General features: G+C 56.9%; 14 protein-coding genes. 9 read left to right on the top strand and 5 right to left on the bottom strand.

Translation table 11 applies throughout. The features are described 5' to 3' along the window. Positions 1-113: 113 nt before the first annotated feature. From NYE85_RS14660 to NYE85_RS14670, 3 genes are all read right to left on the bottom strand, one after another. A complete protein-coding gene (locus tag NYE85_RS14660) occupies positions 114-509 on the bottom strand; it encodes an MAPEG family protein (protein WP_259005483.1) in 396 nt (131 codons plus the stop codon). Between the two features lie 102 nt (positions 510-611). Further along, positions 612-1,427, bottom strand: a complete 816-nt coding sequence (locus NYE85_RS14665; RefSeq protein ID WP_259006335.1) for a DUF72 domain-containing protein — start codon at positions 1,425-1,427, stop codon at positions 612-614. Positions 1,428-1,487: 60 nt separating this feature from the next. After that, positions 1,488-2,072, bottom strand: a complete 585-nt coding sequence (locus NYE85_RS14670; protein ID WP_259005484.1) for a hydrolase — start codon at positions 2,070-2,072, stop codon at positions 1,488-1,490. A 396-nt stretch (positions 2,073-2,468) separates the two neighbouring features. Here NYE85_RS14670 and aspS point away from each other — a divergent pair, with 396 nt between their 5' ends. The 6 genes from aspS (at position 2,469) to ruvB (ending at position 7,800) form a co-directional block, all read left to right on the top strand. Beyond that, positions 2,469-4,253 carry an aspartate--tRNA ligase gene (gene aspS / locus NYE85_RS14675; protein ID WP_259005485.1) on the top strand — a complete coding sequence of 595 codons (1,785 nt, stop codon included), beginning with the start codon at positions 2,469-2,471 and terminating at the stop codon, positions 4,251-4,253. Continuing rightward, the gene (gene nudB / locus NYE85_RS14680; RefSeq protein WP_259005486.1) at positions 4,253-4,699 is read left to right on the top strand and encodes a dihydroneopterin triphosphate diphosphatase; all 447 of its coding nucleotides are present in this window, start codon (positions 4,253-4,255) and stop codon (positions 4,697-4,699) included. The genes aspS and nudB overlap by 1 nt, the downstream gene beginning before the upstream one ends. Before the next feature lie 22 nt (positions 4,700-4,721). After that, complete coding sequence (locus NYE85_RS14685) at positions 4,722-5,465, top strand: YebC/PmpR family DNA-binding transcriptional regulator (protein ID WP_259005487.1); 744 nt, start codon at positions 4,722-4,724, stop codon at positions 5,463-5,465. 61 nt (positions 5,466-5,526) lie between these two features. Then, the gene (gene ruvC, locus NYE85_RS14690; RefSeq protein WP_259005488.1) at positions 5,527-6,048 is read left to right on the top strand and encodes a crossover junction endodeoxyribonuclease RuvC; all 522 of its coding nucleotides are present in this window, start codon (positions 5,527-5,529) and stop codon (positions 6,046-6,048) included. A 112-nt stretch (positions 6,049-6,160) separates the two neighbouring features. Further along, positions 6,161-6,775, top strand: a complete 615-nt coding sequence (gene ruvA, locus NYE85_RS14695; protein ID WP_259005489.1) for a Holliday junction branch migration protein RuvA — start codon at positions 6,161-6,163, stop codon at positions 6,773-6,775. 20 nt (positions 6,776-6,795) lie between these two features. Continuing rightward, the gene (gene ruvB, locus NYE85_RS14700) at positions 6,796-7,800 is read left to right on the top strand and encodes a Holliday junction branch migration DNA helicase RuvB (protein WP_259005490.1); all 1,005 of its coding nucleotides are present in this window, start codon (positions 6,796-6,798) and stop codon (positions 7,798-7,800) included. A gap of 54 nt (positions 7,801-7,854) precedes the next feature. Here ruvB and znuB read toward each other — a convergent pair whose 3' ends face one another. Together znuB and znuC are read right to left on the bottom strand one after the other, a co-directional pair. Next, positions 7,855-8,640, bottom strand: a complete 786-nt coding sequence (znuB, locus tag NYE85_RS14705; RefSeq protein WP_259005491.1) for a zinc ABC transporter permease subunit ZnuB — start codon at positions 8,638-8,640, stop codon at positions 7,855-7,857. Continuing rightward, positions 8,637-9,395, bottom strand: a complete 759-nt coding sequence (gene znuC, locus NYE85_RS14710; RefSeq protein WP_259005492.1) for a zinc ABC transporter ATP-binding protein ZnuC — start codon at positions 9,393-9,395, stop codon at positions 8,637-8,639. The genes znuB and znuC overlap by 4 nt, the downstream gene beginning before the upstream one ends. Before the next feature lie 78 nt (positions 9,396-9,473). Here znuC and znuA point away from each other — a divergent pair, with 78 nt between their 5' ends. The 3 genes from znuA (at position 9,474) to lpxM (ending at position 12,902) form a co-directional block, all read left to right on the top strand. Then, positions 9,474-10,430, top strand: coding sequence for a zinc ABC transporter substrate-binding protein ZnuA (znuA, locus tag NYE85_RS14715; RefSeq protein WP_259005493.1), 957 nt, complete (start codon positions 9,474-9,476; stop codon positions 10,428-10,430). A gap of 21 nt (positions 10,431-10,451) precedes the next feature. Beyond that, on the top strand, positions 10,452-11,774 hold the full coding sequence (gene mepM, locus NYE85_RS14720) for a murein DD-endopeptidase MepM (RefSeq protein ID WP_259005494.1): 1,323 nt from the start codon (positions 10,452-10,454) through the stop codon (positions 11,772-11,774). Between the two features lie 159 nt (positions 11,775-11,933). After that, positions 11,934-12,902 carry a lauroyl-Kdo(2)-lipid IV(A) myristoyltransferase gene (gene lpxM / locus NYE85_RS14725; protein WP_259005495.1) on the top strand — a complete coding sequence of 323 codons (969 nt, stop codon included), beginning with the start codon at positions 11,934-11,936 and terminating at the stop codon, positions 12,900-12,902. Positions 12,903-12,944: the final 42 nt, after the last annotated feature.

The following is a 12,944-nucleotide window of genomic DNA, read 5'->3' on the forward strand; positions in this document are numbered from 1 at the left end:
ACGATTTGCACTCGCTGGCATTGGCCGTCAAGAGGGTACAGGCGGAGGGACGAGTGAGTGGATTCAGATACCCGCTTCGGGAACAGGCGGCAACGCCGCCTTGAACCGCAATATCAGTACAGGCTGAAGATCAGATCCCACGGCAGGTAGACGATATTTGCCAACACCATCAGGACCAGGGCAATGTAGGTGGCGGACATGCCAGAACGACGCCAACCGACTTCACGGTTGCGCAGACCGTAATAATGCACCAGTCGGCCGGTCATCAGCATCAGGCCACACACGTGAATCATCCATACACCCGCGCCGTTCATCTCCATCATTATCAGCAGCACGGCGGCAATCGGGATGTATTCAACGGCGTTACCATGCACGCGAATGGCGGTTTGCAGTTCGTAAAAACCGCCGTCACCGTAGGCGACGCGATACTGTGTTCTAAGTTTGACTACGTCGTAAGAGAGTTTGATCAACAACAATGCGCCGAGCACCACATAAAGCGCGCTTACCATTATTTAACTCCATTCCCTAACCAAAACTGGCAACAGCATGATAACTGCCATTAGTCCGGCTGTCGCGGAGAAAAATCTGATGGAATGCGTCAGATTAATTGGTTAAAACAGTGAGTTCTGTTCCGGCCAGTCCGGTGGCGCAGGCAATGCCGGGATAACCCGCCGCAGCTGCTGCCAGATTTTTTGCGCCTGTTGGGGGGAGTCACCGTTATCCGGGGTGTGAATAAAAAGGTAAGGATTGTGCCGCTGTTGCCAGTCGGGCAGTTTTTGTTGCCAAGGGGCGAACCAGCGCAGATTATCCTCCAGCACATCGCCGCCAATGAAGCGCACCAGCGGGTTATTGGCGGTAATCAGCGCATGCACCGGCAGCATCGGTTTTTTCTGCTGGGCGTCACGTACTGCGGCACTGTTGGCGGTGGCGTGATGTACCGGTCGGCTATCGAGGATCACCCGGTTGATGCCGCGCTGATGTAGCCCCTGATTCAGCTGGCGCTCTTCTTCACCCTTGGCGAAAAACGTCGGGTGACGCACCTCCACCCCGTAGGTGAATGTTTTGGGCAACGCGTCGAAAAACGCCCACATCGTCGGCAGCTCGGCCGGACCGAACGCTGGCGGCAATTGCAACCACAGTTGGCCGATGCGTTGCTCGACGGGCGTCAGACATTGATAAAAAGCTTGAATATCCGCGCTGCAATTGCGCAGTGCCGCCTTATGGCTAATAGTGGAGGGAAACTTGAAACAGAAGCGAAAGTTGTCATCGGTCATGGCGTGCCAGCGCTGAACGACCTCCAGCTTCGGCAGCGCATAAAAGGTGGTATTGCCTTCCACGCAGTTAAAGTAGCGACTGTAGTCAGCCAGATCGCGCAGCCCGATACGTTGCCAGGCCGGGTGTTGCCATTGGGGTAATCCGATATACATTAGCGCCTTCGTCATGCATCGGCTGCCCCGGCAGGGCAGCGCAAAAAAATAATGCCTACGTTAGCGTGCAACCTTGAGCGCGGCAAGAATTTCACCGGTGCTGCGCACTCGTGCCAGGCGTGGGAAGATATTCTTGAAGGCAAAATGATGCATCTCGTCGTTCGGCGCGCTGCACATGTCTTCGGCGACGATCAGTTCAAACCCAAGCTCCCAGGCGGCACGCGCGGTGGATTCAACGCCGATGTTGGTGGCGATGCCGCCCAGAACCAGCGTTTTTATGCCGCGACGGCGCAGCTGCATTTCCAGATCGGTGCCGTAGAACGCCCCCCATTGACGTTTGACGATCAGAATATCGCTGTCGTCGACCGCCAGTGCGTCCGGGAAGGTCCACCAATCTGCGGGCAAGCCGCCAACCGGCGCCGGGGTTGGTTGATCGACCGGTTGTTTCAGCGCTTCGGCGAACGAATCCGACCAGCCAACGCGTACCAGCATCACCGGCGCGCCAAGCACACGGAAGCGGCCGGCAAGATGTGCGGCGTGTGTGACTACCTGTTCTGCGCTGTGCGGGCCACCGGCGTAGGGCAGAATACCGTTTTGCAAATCGATAACCACTAGCGCAGTGGTTTGGGCATCAATGTTTAACATGGCGATTTCTCATGATGTAAATGGGTTAAATCACCGCTGTAACCGACACGCGTAACCCGGTGTGTTACAGCAGGTTGTTTCAGGCTACGTGAAAATTCTGCGCCGGGTTAACGGGAATTTTGTTAACCAATGTGTTGATTCGGGTAAAAACGCGCCATTTAGCCGTTGAACAATGCTGTGTTCGCACTTATCGGACGGATGAATTTCCTTTATAATGACCGCCTTTTTTCAACACTCTTTAATCCTACGACCTATGCCGATTTACGAATGTGCCTACGCTGCCGACCGGCGTCGCGCGAGGCGATTCAAAACAGGTAATAAGCGTTCATCGGATAACCGCAGCGTGCAGAGCAGCAATTTCTCTGGCGCAGCATCGGCTGAGTAAAAGGATAGCGTATGCGTACTGAATATTGCGGGCAGTTGAATCTGTCTCACGTGGGCCAGGAAGTGACTTTGTGCGGTTGGGTCAATCGTCGTCGCGATTTGGGCGGCCTGATCTTTATTGATATGCGTGACCGCGAAGGCATCGTGCAGGTGTTCTTCGATCCGGACCAGAAAACGGCGTTCGATAAGGCATTCGAGTTACGCAACGAGTTCTGTATTCAGATCGTCGGCACCGTACGCGCCCGTCCAGCCAGCCAGATCAACAAAGACATGGCCACCGGCGAAGTAGAAGTATTCGCCCACGCGTTGGAGATCATTAACCGCTCCGAGCCGCTGCCACTGGACTCCAACCAGACCAATAGCGAAGAAGCACGCCTGAAATACCGCTATCTGGATCTGCGTCGTCCAGAAATGGCCGACCGTCTGAAAGCCCGAGCCAAAATCACCAGTTTTGTGCGCCGTTTTATGGATCGGCACGGTTTCCTCGATATCGAAACCCCAATGCTGACCAAAGCCACGCCGGAAGGCGCGCGCGATTACCTGGTGCCAAGCCGGGTACATAAGGGCAAGTTTTACGCGTTGCCTCAGTCGCCGCAGTTGTTCAAGCAGTTGCTGATGATGTCCGGCTTCGACCGTTACTATCAGATCGTCAAATGCTTCCGCGACGAAGATTTGCGTGCCGACCGTCAGCCTGAATTTACCCAGATCGACGTGGAAACCTCCTTTATGAGCGCCGATCAGGTGCGTGAAGTGATGGAGCAACTGGTGCGCGAGCTGTGGCAAGAGGTGAAGGGCGTCGATCTTGGCGATTTCCCGGTGATGACCTTTGCCGAAGCAATGCGCCGTTATGGCTCTGACAAACCGGACCTGCGTAACCCGCTGGAACTGGTGGACGTTGCCGATCTGGTGAAGGACGTTGAGTTCAAGGTGTTCTCCGGTCCGGCTAACGATGTCAAGGGACGCGTAGCGGCGATCCGCGTACCGGGCGGCGCGCAGCTGACCCGCAAGCAGATCGACGAGTACGGTGCGTTCGTCAATATTTATGGTGCCAAAGGCCTGGCATGGCTGAAGGTCAACGACCGCGCCGCAGGTCTCGAGGGCGTACAGAGCCCGATCGCCAAATTCCTCAACGCCGAGGTGCTGGAAGCCATGCTGGCGCGCAGCGAAGCGCAGACCGGCGACATTCTTTTCTTCGGTGCTGACAGCCACAAAATCGTGACCGATGCCATGGGCGCGCTGCGCCTGAAACTGGGCCGCGATTTGCAGCTGACCAAGCTGGACGCATGGGCGCCGCTGTGGGTCGTCGACTTCCCAATGTTCGAGGACGACGGCGAAGGCGGTCTGGCAGCGATGCACCACCCATTCACCGCGCCGCGAGATATGGCACCGGAAGCGCTGGCAAACGATCCTACCAGCGCCATCGCCAATGCCTATGACATGGTAGTGAACGGCTATGAAGTCGGTGGCGGTTCAGTGCGTATTCACCGTAGCGAGATGCAACAGACGGTATTTGGCATTCTCGGCATCAATGAACATGAGCAGCGTGAGAAGTTCGGTTTCCTGCTGGATGCGCTGAAGTATGGCACGCCGCCGCACGCCGGCCTGGCCTTCGGTCTGGATCGCCTGGTGATGCTGTTGACCGGTACCGACAATATCCGTGACGTGATCGCCTTCCCGAAAACCACCGCTGCGGCCTGCCTGATGACCGATGCGCCTAGCTTTGCCAACCCGGCGGCGTTGCAGGAGCTCGCCATCAGCGTGGTGAAGAAAGCCGCTAGCGAACAAGAGAGCGAGTGATGAACTACAAGCGTCCCGAGTCTATTCTGGTAGTGATTTACGCGCGATCCAGTGGTCGGGTGCTGATGTTACAGCGGCGCGATGATACCGAGTTCTGGCAGTCGGTTACCGGCAGCCTGGAATTGGATGAGTCGCCGCCGTGTGCCGCACGGCGTGAGGTCATGGAAGAAATCGGCATCGATATCGAAGCAGAGAATCTGCCATTGTTCGATTGTCAGCGCTGTGTGGAGTTTGAACTCTTTGTCCATTTGCGACATCGCTATGCGCCGGGAACCACGCGTAATAAAGAGCATTGGTTCTGTCTGGCGTTGCCCGAAGAGCGCGAGCCGGTGATTACCGAGCATCATGCTTACCAATGGCTTGAGGCGGCCGACGCCATCAAATTGACCAAGTCATGGAGCAATCAGCAGGCGATTGAAGAGTTTGTGATTAATTCAGTCCAGTAGTCTTTATTTTTGGAGATATTTTATGGCAGGTCACAGTAAATGGGCCAACACAAAGCACCGTAAAGCGGCACAAGATGCCAAGCGCGGCAAGATTTTCACCAAAATTATCCGTGAGCTGGTGACGGCGGCCAAACTGGGCGGCGGCGATCCGGATTCCAACCCGCGTCTGCGCGCGGCGATGGACAAGGCGCTGTCCAACAACATGACGCGCGATACCATGAACCGCGCCATTGCGCGCGGCGTCGGCGGCGACGACGACAGCAACATGGAAACCATCATTTACGAAGGCTACGGACCGGGCGGCACCGCCATCATGATCGAATGCCTGAGCGACAACCGTAACCGCACCGTGGCGGAAGTGCGCCATGCCTTCACCAAGTGTGGCGGCAACCTGGGTACCGACGGCTCGGTGGCTTACCTGTTCACCAAGAAAGGCGTCATTACCTATGCACCGGGTCTGGACGAAGACACGCTGATGGAAGCGGCACTGGAAGCCGGCGCTGAAGACATCATGACCTATGACGACGGCGCGATTGACGTTTACACCGCGTGGGAAAATCTGGGCGAAGTCAAAGACGCGCTGACCGCTGCCGGTTTCACCGCCGAGGCGGCCGAAGTGTCGATGATCCCGTCGACCAAAGCCGATATGGACGAAGAAACCGCGCCGAAACTGCTGCGTCTGATCGACATGCTGGAAGACTGCGACGACGTGCAGGAGGTTTACCATAACGGTGAAATCTCCGACGAGGTGGCGGCGACGCTGTAATGCGCGCGGATGCGCGACAGCGCAGGGCGATGCTGGCTGTTCACACGGGGCGGGGCTGACAATGGCGATTATTCTTGGTATCGATCCAGGTTCGCGCATCACCGGTTATGGCCTGATCCGTCAGCAGGGTCGTCAGCTGACCTATGTCGCCAGCGGCTGCATTCGCACGGTGGTGGACGATATGCCGACGCGCTTGAAGCTGATCTACGCCGGCGTCAGTGAAATCATCACTCAGTTCCAGCCGGATTTTTTTGCCATCGAGCAGGTGTTTATGGCGAAAAACCCGGACTCGGCGCTGAAGCTTGGGCAGGCGCGCGGCGTGGCGATCGTAGCTGCCGTCAACCAGAACCTTGAGGTGTTCGAGTATGCGGCACGTCAGGTCAAGCAGACGGTGGTTGGCACCGGAGCGGCGGAAAAGAGCCAGGTGCAGCATATGGTGCGCTCGTTGCTCAAGCTGTCTGCCAACCCGCAGGCGGATGCCGCCGATGCTCTGGCGATTGCCATCACCCATTGCCACCTCAGCCAAAACGTGCTGCGCATGAGCGAAGGGCGGTTGAATCTGGCACGCGGCCGGCTACGCTGAAAACGCGCGCTGCAACAACACGGGCTGGATATTCATCCAGCCTTTTTTATGGTATAAGCTTAGCAGCATTGCATGGCCGCAGGCCGTGATCGGAATCCAAGCAGGAGGGTAAATGATTGGTCGTCTCAGAGGTAATATCCTGGAAAAGCAGCCGCCGCTGGTTTTGCTGGAAGCGAATGGCGTCGGTTACGAAGTACATATGCCGATGACCTGCTTCTATGAACTGCCGGAGCTGGGGCAGGAAGCGATCGTATTTACCCATTTTGTGGTGCGCGAAGATGCACAATTATTATACGGTTTCAATGACAAGCAGGAGCGCGCGCTGTTCCGTGAGCTGATAAAAGTGAACGGCGTCGGGCCAAAGCTGGCGTTGGCTATCCTGTCTGGCATGTCGGCCCAGCAATTTGTCAGCGCGGTTGAACGCGAGGAAATCACCGCCCTGGTGAAACTGCCGGGCGTCGGTAAAAAAACCGCCGAACGTCTGGTGGTAGAAATGAAGGACCGCTTCAAGGGGCTGAACGGCGACCTGTTCAACAACAGCAGCGAAATCAGCCTGCCGGCCAGCGCGACCCAGACGCAGGAAGTCGACGCCGAGGCCGAAGCCGCTTCCGCCCTGGTGGCCCTGGGATACAAGCCACAGGAAGCCAGCCGCATGGTCAGCAAGATCGCCAAGCCGGGTGCGGATTGCGAAACCCTGATCCGCGACGCGTTGCGCGCCGCACTGTAACCGTTGCGAAGGGATAAAACATGATTGAAGCCGACCGCCTGATCTCTGCCGAGCCGATTACCGAAGAAGAGGTTATCGACCGCGCGATTCGTCCCAAGCTGTTGACGGAATACGTCGGCCAGCCGCACGTTCGTGAACAGATGGAAATCTTCATACAGGCGGCGAAGCAGCGCAGTGACGCATTGGATCACCTGCTGATATTTGGCCCGCCGGGGTTGGGGAAAACTACCCTGGCGAACATCGTTGCCAACGAGATGGGCGTCAATTTACGCACTACCTCTGGCCCGGTACTGGAAAAGGCCGGCGATCTGGCGGCCATGCTGACTAACCTCGAACCCCACGATGTGCTGTTTATCGATGAAATCCACCGTCTGTCGCCGGTGGTCGAAGAAGTGCTCTATCCGGCGATGGAGGACTATCAGTTGGATATCATGATCGGCGAAGGGCCGGCGGCGCGTTCGATCAAGCTCGACTTGCCGCCGTTTACCCTGATTGGCGCCACCACGCGCGCCGGCTCGCTGACGTCACCGCTGCGTGACCGTTTTGGCATCGTTCAGCGGCTGGAGTTTTATCAGGTAGCCGACCTTGAGCACATTGTTTCACGTAGCGCCCATTGCCTTGGCCTGAGCCTGTCGCCGGAAGGCTCGCATGAAATCGCCCGACGAGCGCGCGGCACGCCGCGTATTGCCAATCGCCTGCTGCGGCGGGTGCGTGACTTTGCCGAAGTGCGAGCCAACGGCCAGATCAGCGGCGAAGTGGCCGCACAGGCGTTGAATATGCTCAACGTCGACGCCGAAGGCTTTGATTATATGGATCGCAAACTGTTGCTGGCGATTATCGATAAGTTCACCGGCGGGCCGGTGGGGCTGGATAACCTGGCGGCGGCGATTGGCGAAGAGCGGGAAACCATCGAAGATGTGATTGAGCCATTCCTGATCCAGCAGGGCTTTATCCAGCGCACGCCGCGCGGGCGGATGGCCACGCTGCACGCCTATAAGCATTTCGGCATCGAACGCGAAGCATAATAAAAAGGGCGCAATAGATTGCGCCCGATTATTTCGTCATTCCGATTGCGGCATTTACGCCTGCTGCCTTTTCGCCAGGCTGAGTACGAACAGTATTGCCGCACTCAGCACCACCGACGGGCCGGCCGGGGTGTCGTAAAATGCCGAAAAGGTCAACCCGCCACTCACCGCCAGCATACCGATGACTACCGCATATCCGGCCATCTGTTCCGGCGTACGGGCAAACCGTCGCGCGGTGGCGGCTGGGATAATCAGCAGCGACGTAATAATCAGCGCGCCAACAAACTTCATCGCCAGGCCGATAGTCAACGCCGTCACCAGCATTAACACGGTACGCGCCCGAGCCAGATTGACGCCGTCAACGTGCGCCATTTCCGGGCTGATGGTCATCGACAGCAAATTGCGCCATTGCCACCATAGCACCAGCAGTACAACCGCCACGCCAATGGCAATCATGCCGATATCGCTCATGGTGACTGACAGCAGATCGCCAAACAGATAGGCCATCAGATCGACTCGCACGTTGGACATCAGCGCCACCACCACCAGCCCCAGCGACAGAGCGCTGTGCGCCATGATGCCAAGCAGGGTATCGACGGAAAGCTGCGGGCGACGCTCCAGCCACACCAGTACCAGCGCCAGCAGCAGCGTAACGGCAATCACGGCATAAAACGGATTGATATCGAGCAACAGGCCGAACGCGACCCCGAGTAATGACGCATGTGCCAGCGTATCGCCAAAGTAGGACATGCGGCGCCAGACTACAAAAGATCCCAACGGGCCGGCGGCGGCAGCCAGTAAAATCCCGGCCAGCCAGCCGGGCAACAACAATTCGATCATGCCTCACGGCCCCCGGTTTTCTTTAACACGATTCTTCCTTGCAGATCGTGGCGATGATTATGATGATGGCGGTAAATCGCCAACTGCTCCGCGCCGTGGTTGCCAAACATGGCGATGAATTCCGGGTGCATCGACACCACCTCCGGCGTACCGGAACAGCAAATATGCTGATTGAGGCACAGCACTTCGTCCGTTTTCGCCATCACCAGGTGCAGATCGTGAGATACCATCAACACCGCGCAGCCGAGCTCTTTACGCAACTGGTCGATAAGATCGTACAGCGCCAGTTGACCGTTGACGTCGACGCCCTGCGTCGGCTCGTCAAGCACCAGCAGTTGCGGCTTGTTGAGCAACGCGCGTGCCAGCAGGACGCGCTGGTTTTCACCACCGGACAGCTTTTGCATCGGTTGATCGAGCAGATGGGCGGCATGCACGCGCTTCAAGGCTGGCAGGATATCGGCCTTCTTGACGCCGGGCTTCAGGCGCATAAAACGGCTGACGGTCAGCGGCAGGGTGGCATCGAGGTGCAATTTCTGCGGGACATAACCGATGCGCAGGCCCGGCTGTCGTTCAACCTCGCCTTTGGTTGGCGCAATCAGCCCCAGAACCACGCGCACCAGCGTAGATTTACCCGCACCGTTCGGCCCGAGCAGCGTCAGAATCCGGCCTGGCAGCAGGCTGAGTGAAATATTCGACAGCACGTTACGGCTGCCAAAAGAAACGGAGATATTTTTTAGCGTTGTCAGTGTAGACATGTCTGATTACATTTTGCAGAACTTACCGGATGTTATAATATCACGCCTCGCGGATTAACACGATGGAGATAATCGACTATGACACAGAAAAATAAATGGCTGCAGCGCACGCTGTTGGCCAGTGCGTTGCTGGTGGCGGGCAGCGCCTCTGCAGCAGTGGTAACCACGCTGCGGCCGTTGGGCTTTATTGCGTCGGAAATTGCCGACGGCGTGACTGACACCGAGATTTTGCTGCCGGACGGTGCCTCACCGCATGATTTCGCGCTGCGTCCTTCCGATTTGCAACGCTTGCGCACAGCCGATCTGGTGGTGTGGGTGGGACCGGATATGGAAGCCTTCCTCTCCAAGGCGTTACAGCCGGTCGCAGCCAACAAGCAGATCGCCATTGCCGAATTGCCGGCGGTAAAACCGCTGCTGCTGAAAGGCGACGACCATCATGAGCATGAGCAAGAGGCGCATAATCATGCAGCACACGATCACGCCGATGAGCACGGTGATGACCAGCACCATCACGATCACGGTGAATACAATATGCACGTCTGGCTGTCGCCAGAAATCGCAAAAGTGACTGCGATCGCGATTCACGACAGATTATTGGAACTTATGCCGCAAAATAAGGACAAATTAGACGCAAACCTGCGCCGGTTCGAGGATCAGCTAGCGCAAACTGATAAAAATGTTGTTAAGATGCTTACGCCTGTGCAAGGTAAGGGTTATTTTGTTTTTCATGATGCTTACGGCTACTTTGAGAAACATTACGGTTTGAGCCCGTTGGGCCATTTCACCGTTAACCCGGAGATCCAGCCGGGAGCACAGCGCTTACACCAAATTCGAACACAGTTGGTTGAGCAAAAAGCGGAATGCGTTTTTGCTGAGCCACAATTCAGGCCGGCCGTAATCACTGCCGTTGCCAAGGGTACCAAAGTGCGTTCTGGAACGCTGGACCCGCTGGGCAGCGGCATCGCATTGGGGAAGGGCAGCTACGGGAACTTCCTGACAGCGCTGTCTAACCAATACGTGAGCTGCCTGAAGTAAAGATTATGAGGATAATATCGAGTGCAGCAGATAGTCCGAACTATCGCTCTGGCGTATAACAACCTGCCTCGACCCCACCGCGTCATGCTGGGGTCGTTGACAGTGGTTACCCTGGCCGTTGCCGTTTGGCGGCCTTTTGTTTACCACCCAGAACATGATCCCATCGTAAAGAACGTCGTCCTGGAGGCAAGCCAGGTACGATCGCTATTGCCAGAGGCCAGTGAGCCGATTGATGCCGACCAACCCACTCCCGATGATGACATCCCCCAGGATGAGCTGGACCAAAAGGTCGCCGGCGAGGAAGGCGTGCATGAATATGTTGTTTCTACCGGTGATACCCTCAGCAGCATCCTGACTCAGTACGGCATCGACATGTCGGACGTCGCCCAGTTGGCGACGCAAAACCGCGAGCTGCGCAATTTGAAAATTGGTCAGCAGCTGTCATGGACGGTGAACGAGGCCGGCGATCTGCAACGACTGACCTGGGAAGTCTCCCGTCGTGAAACCCGCACTTACGATCGTGTTGGCAACAACTTCAAGGAAAGCAGAGAAACCCAGAAGGGCGAATGGCGCAACCAGGTGTTGGCCGGCAGCCTGAAAGGCAGTTTCGTCAGCAGCGCGTCGGCTGCGGGCCTGAGCCGCAGCGAAATCAACTCGGTGATCAAGGCGTTGCAATGGCAGCTGGATTTCCGCAAGCTGCGCAAGGGCGATCAGTTCTCGGTGTTGATGTCGCGCGAGCAGTTTGAAGGCAAGAACGAGCAGAGCCAATTGCTTGGTGTACGCCTGCGCTCCGGTGGCAAGGATTACTATGCCATTCGCGCTGAAGACGGCAAGTTCTACGACCGTCAGGGTTCCGGGCTGGCGCGTGGCTTCATGCGTTTCCCGACCATGAAACAGTTCCGCATTTCCTCCAACTTCAATCCACGCCGTATTAACCCGGTAACCGGTCGCGTTGCGCCGCACAAGGGCGTTGACTTCGCCATGCCGGTTGGTACACCGGTATTGGCCATCGGTGATGGTGAAGTGGTTATCGCCAAGCGCAGCGGTGCGGCGGGCAATTACGTGGCAATCCGCCATGGCCGCCAATATACCACGCGTTATATGCACCTGAAAAAACTGCTGGTCAAGCCGGGCCAGAAGGTCAAACGTGGCGATCGCATCGCACTGTCCGGCAATACCGGCCGTTCAACCGGGCCGCATCTGCACTTTGAGTTCTGGGTTGGCAAGCAGGCGGTTAACCCGTTGACGGCCAAACTGCCACGCTCCGAAGGGCTGAGCGGCAAGGACCGCAGCGATTATCTGGCGCAGGTGCGTGAAGTGGTACCGCAGTTGCAACTGAATTAATCCGCAGGTGCCCGCCGCAAGGAGAGGGGTATAAATCTTCATTCATCGGCCTGAGTTATTTGTCAGGCCGATGTTTTTCTTTGGTGCTTCGCCGCAGTTAATTGCAAATTCATCATCTGCAATTATTATTAGCCGAACCGCTAAATTAAGAGTTGGTGCATGCAAAACGATAAAAAATCGAACGTTGAGTTCATTCCGCAATTTCAGAAAGCCTTCTTCCATCCACGTTACTGGGGCGTTTGGTTGGGAACCGGTCTGATGGCTGGCGTATCGCTGATCCCGGCGCGTATGCGTGACCCGGTGCTGGGCGCCGTGGGTAAACTGGCCGGTAAAGTGGCCAAGGGCGCGCGGCGCCGTGCACGGATAAATTTGCTGTACTGCTTGCCGGAAGTCTCGGAAAACGATCGCGAGCATATTATTGATGAAATGTTCGCTACCGCGCCGCAGTCGATGGTGCTGATGGCGGAACTGGCGTGTACCGATCCGCAAAGGGTGCTGAAACGCGTGCGTTGGCATGGCGAAGAGGTGCTGGATAACATCCGTGCCGAAGGCCGCAACGTGATTTTTCTGGTTCCCCATGGCTGGGCGGTGGACGTTCCGGCGATGCTGATGGCGGCACGCGGTCAACCAATGGCTGCGATGTTCCACAACCAGCGCAACCAACTGGTGGATTACCTGTGGAATGCGGTACGTCGCAAATTCGGCGGCCGCATGCATGCGCGTAATGACGGCATCAAGCCATTTATCAGCTCGGTGCGCCAGGGCTACTGGGGCTATTACTTGCCCGATCAGGACCACGGCGCGGAGCACAGCGAGTTCGTCGATTTCTTCGCCACCTACAAGGCAACCCTACCGGCGGTCGGGCGACTGATGAAAGTCTGCCGCGCGGCCATTGTGCCGCTGTTCCCGGTCTACAACGGCAAGACCAGCATGCTGGATATTTATATCCGTCCGCCGATGGATGATTTGGCGCAGGCCGATGACCGCCAGATTGCGCGCCGCATGAACGAGGAAGTGGAGAATCTGGTGGGGCCGAATCCAGAGCAATACACCTGGATCCTCAAACTGCTGAAGACACGCAAAGAAGGGGAGACTGAGCCTTATTCCCGTGACGATTTATACCGCTGATCGCTGAGACGCGTGAGAAAAGGCGCCGGTGGCGCCTTTTTC

Origin of the sequence: Serratia sp. AKBS12 (assembly GCF_024793895.1) — a bacterium.
In the GTDB taxonomy this organism is placed as follows: domain Bacteria; phylum Pseudomonadota; class Gammaproteobacteria; order Enterobacterales; family Enterobacteriaceae; genus Serratia_F.

Bases quoted from the DNA above. Each gene is read 5' to 3' on its own strand.
- nudB (WP_259005486.1), top strand. From the start codon at position 4,253: ATGAACTACAAGCGTCCCGAGTCTATTCTGGTAGTGATTTACGCGCGA.
- znuB (WP_259005491.1), bottom strand. From the start codon at position 8,640: ATGATCGAATTGTTGTTGCCCGGCTGGCTGGCCGGGATTTTACTGGCT.
- NYE85_RS14670 (WP_259005484.1), bottom strand. From the start codon at position 2,072: ATGTTAAACATTGATGCCCAAACCACTGCGCTAGTGGTTATCGATTTG.
- ruvB (WP_259005490.1), top strand. From the start codon at position 6,796: ATGATTGAAGCCGACCGCCTGATCTCTGCCGAGCCGATTACCGAAGAA.
- znuC (WP_259005492.1), bottom strand. From the start codon at position 9,395: ATGTCTACACTGACAACGCTAAAAAATATCTCCGTTTCTTTTGGCAGC.
- aspS (WP_259005485.1), top strand. From the start codon at position 2,469: ATGCGTACTGAATATTGCGGGCAGTTGAATCTGTCTCACGTGGGCCAG.
- NYE85_RS14660 (WP_259005483.1), bottom strand. From the start codon at position 509: ATGGTAAGCGCGCTTTATGTGGTGCTCGGCGCATTGTTGTTGATCAAA.
- NYE85_RS14685 (WP_259005487.1), top strand. From the start codon at position 4,722: ATGGCAGGTCACAGTAAATGGGCCAACACAAAGCACCGTAAAGCGGCA.
- ruvC (WP_259005488.1), top strand. From the start codon at position 5,527: ATGGCGATTATTCTTGGTATCGATCCAGGTTCGCGCATCACCGGTTAT.
- znuA (WP_259005493.1), top strand. From the start codon at position 9,474: ATGACACAGAAAAATAAATGGCTGCAGCGCACGCTGTTGGCCAGTGCG.
- ruvA (WP_259005489.1), top strand. From the start codon at position 6,161: ATGATTGGTCGTCTCAGAGGTAATATCCTGGAAAAGCAGCCGCCGCTG.
- lpxM (WP_259005495.1), top strand. From the start codon at position 11,934: ATGCAAAACGATAAAAAATCGAACGTTGAGTTCATTCCGCAATTTCAG.
- NYE85_RS14665 (WP_259006335.1), bottom strand. From the start codon at position 1,427: ATGTATATCGGATTACCCCAATGGCAACACCCGGCCTGGCAACGTATC.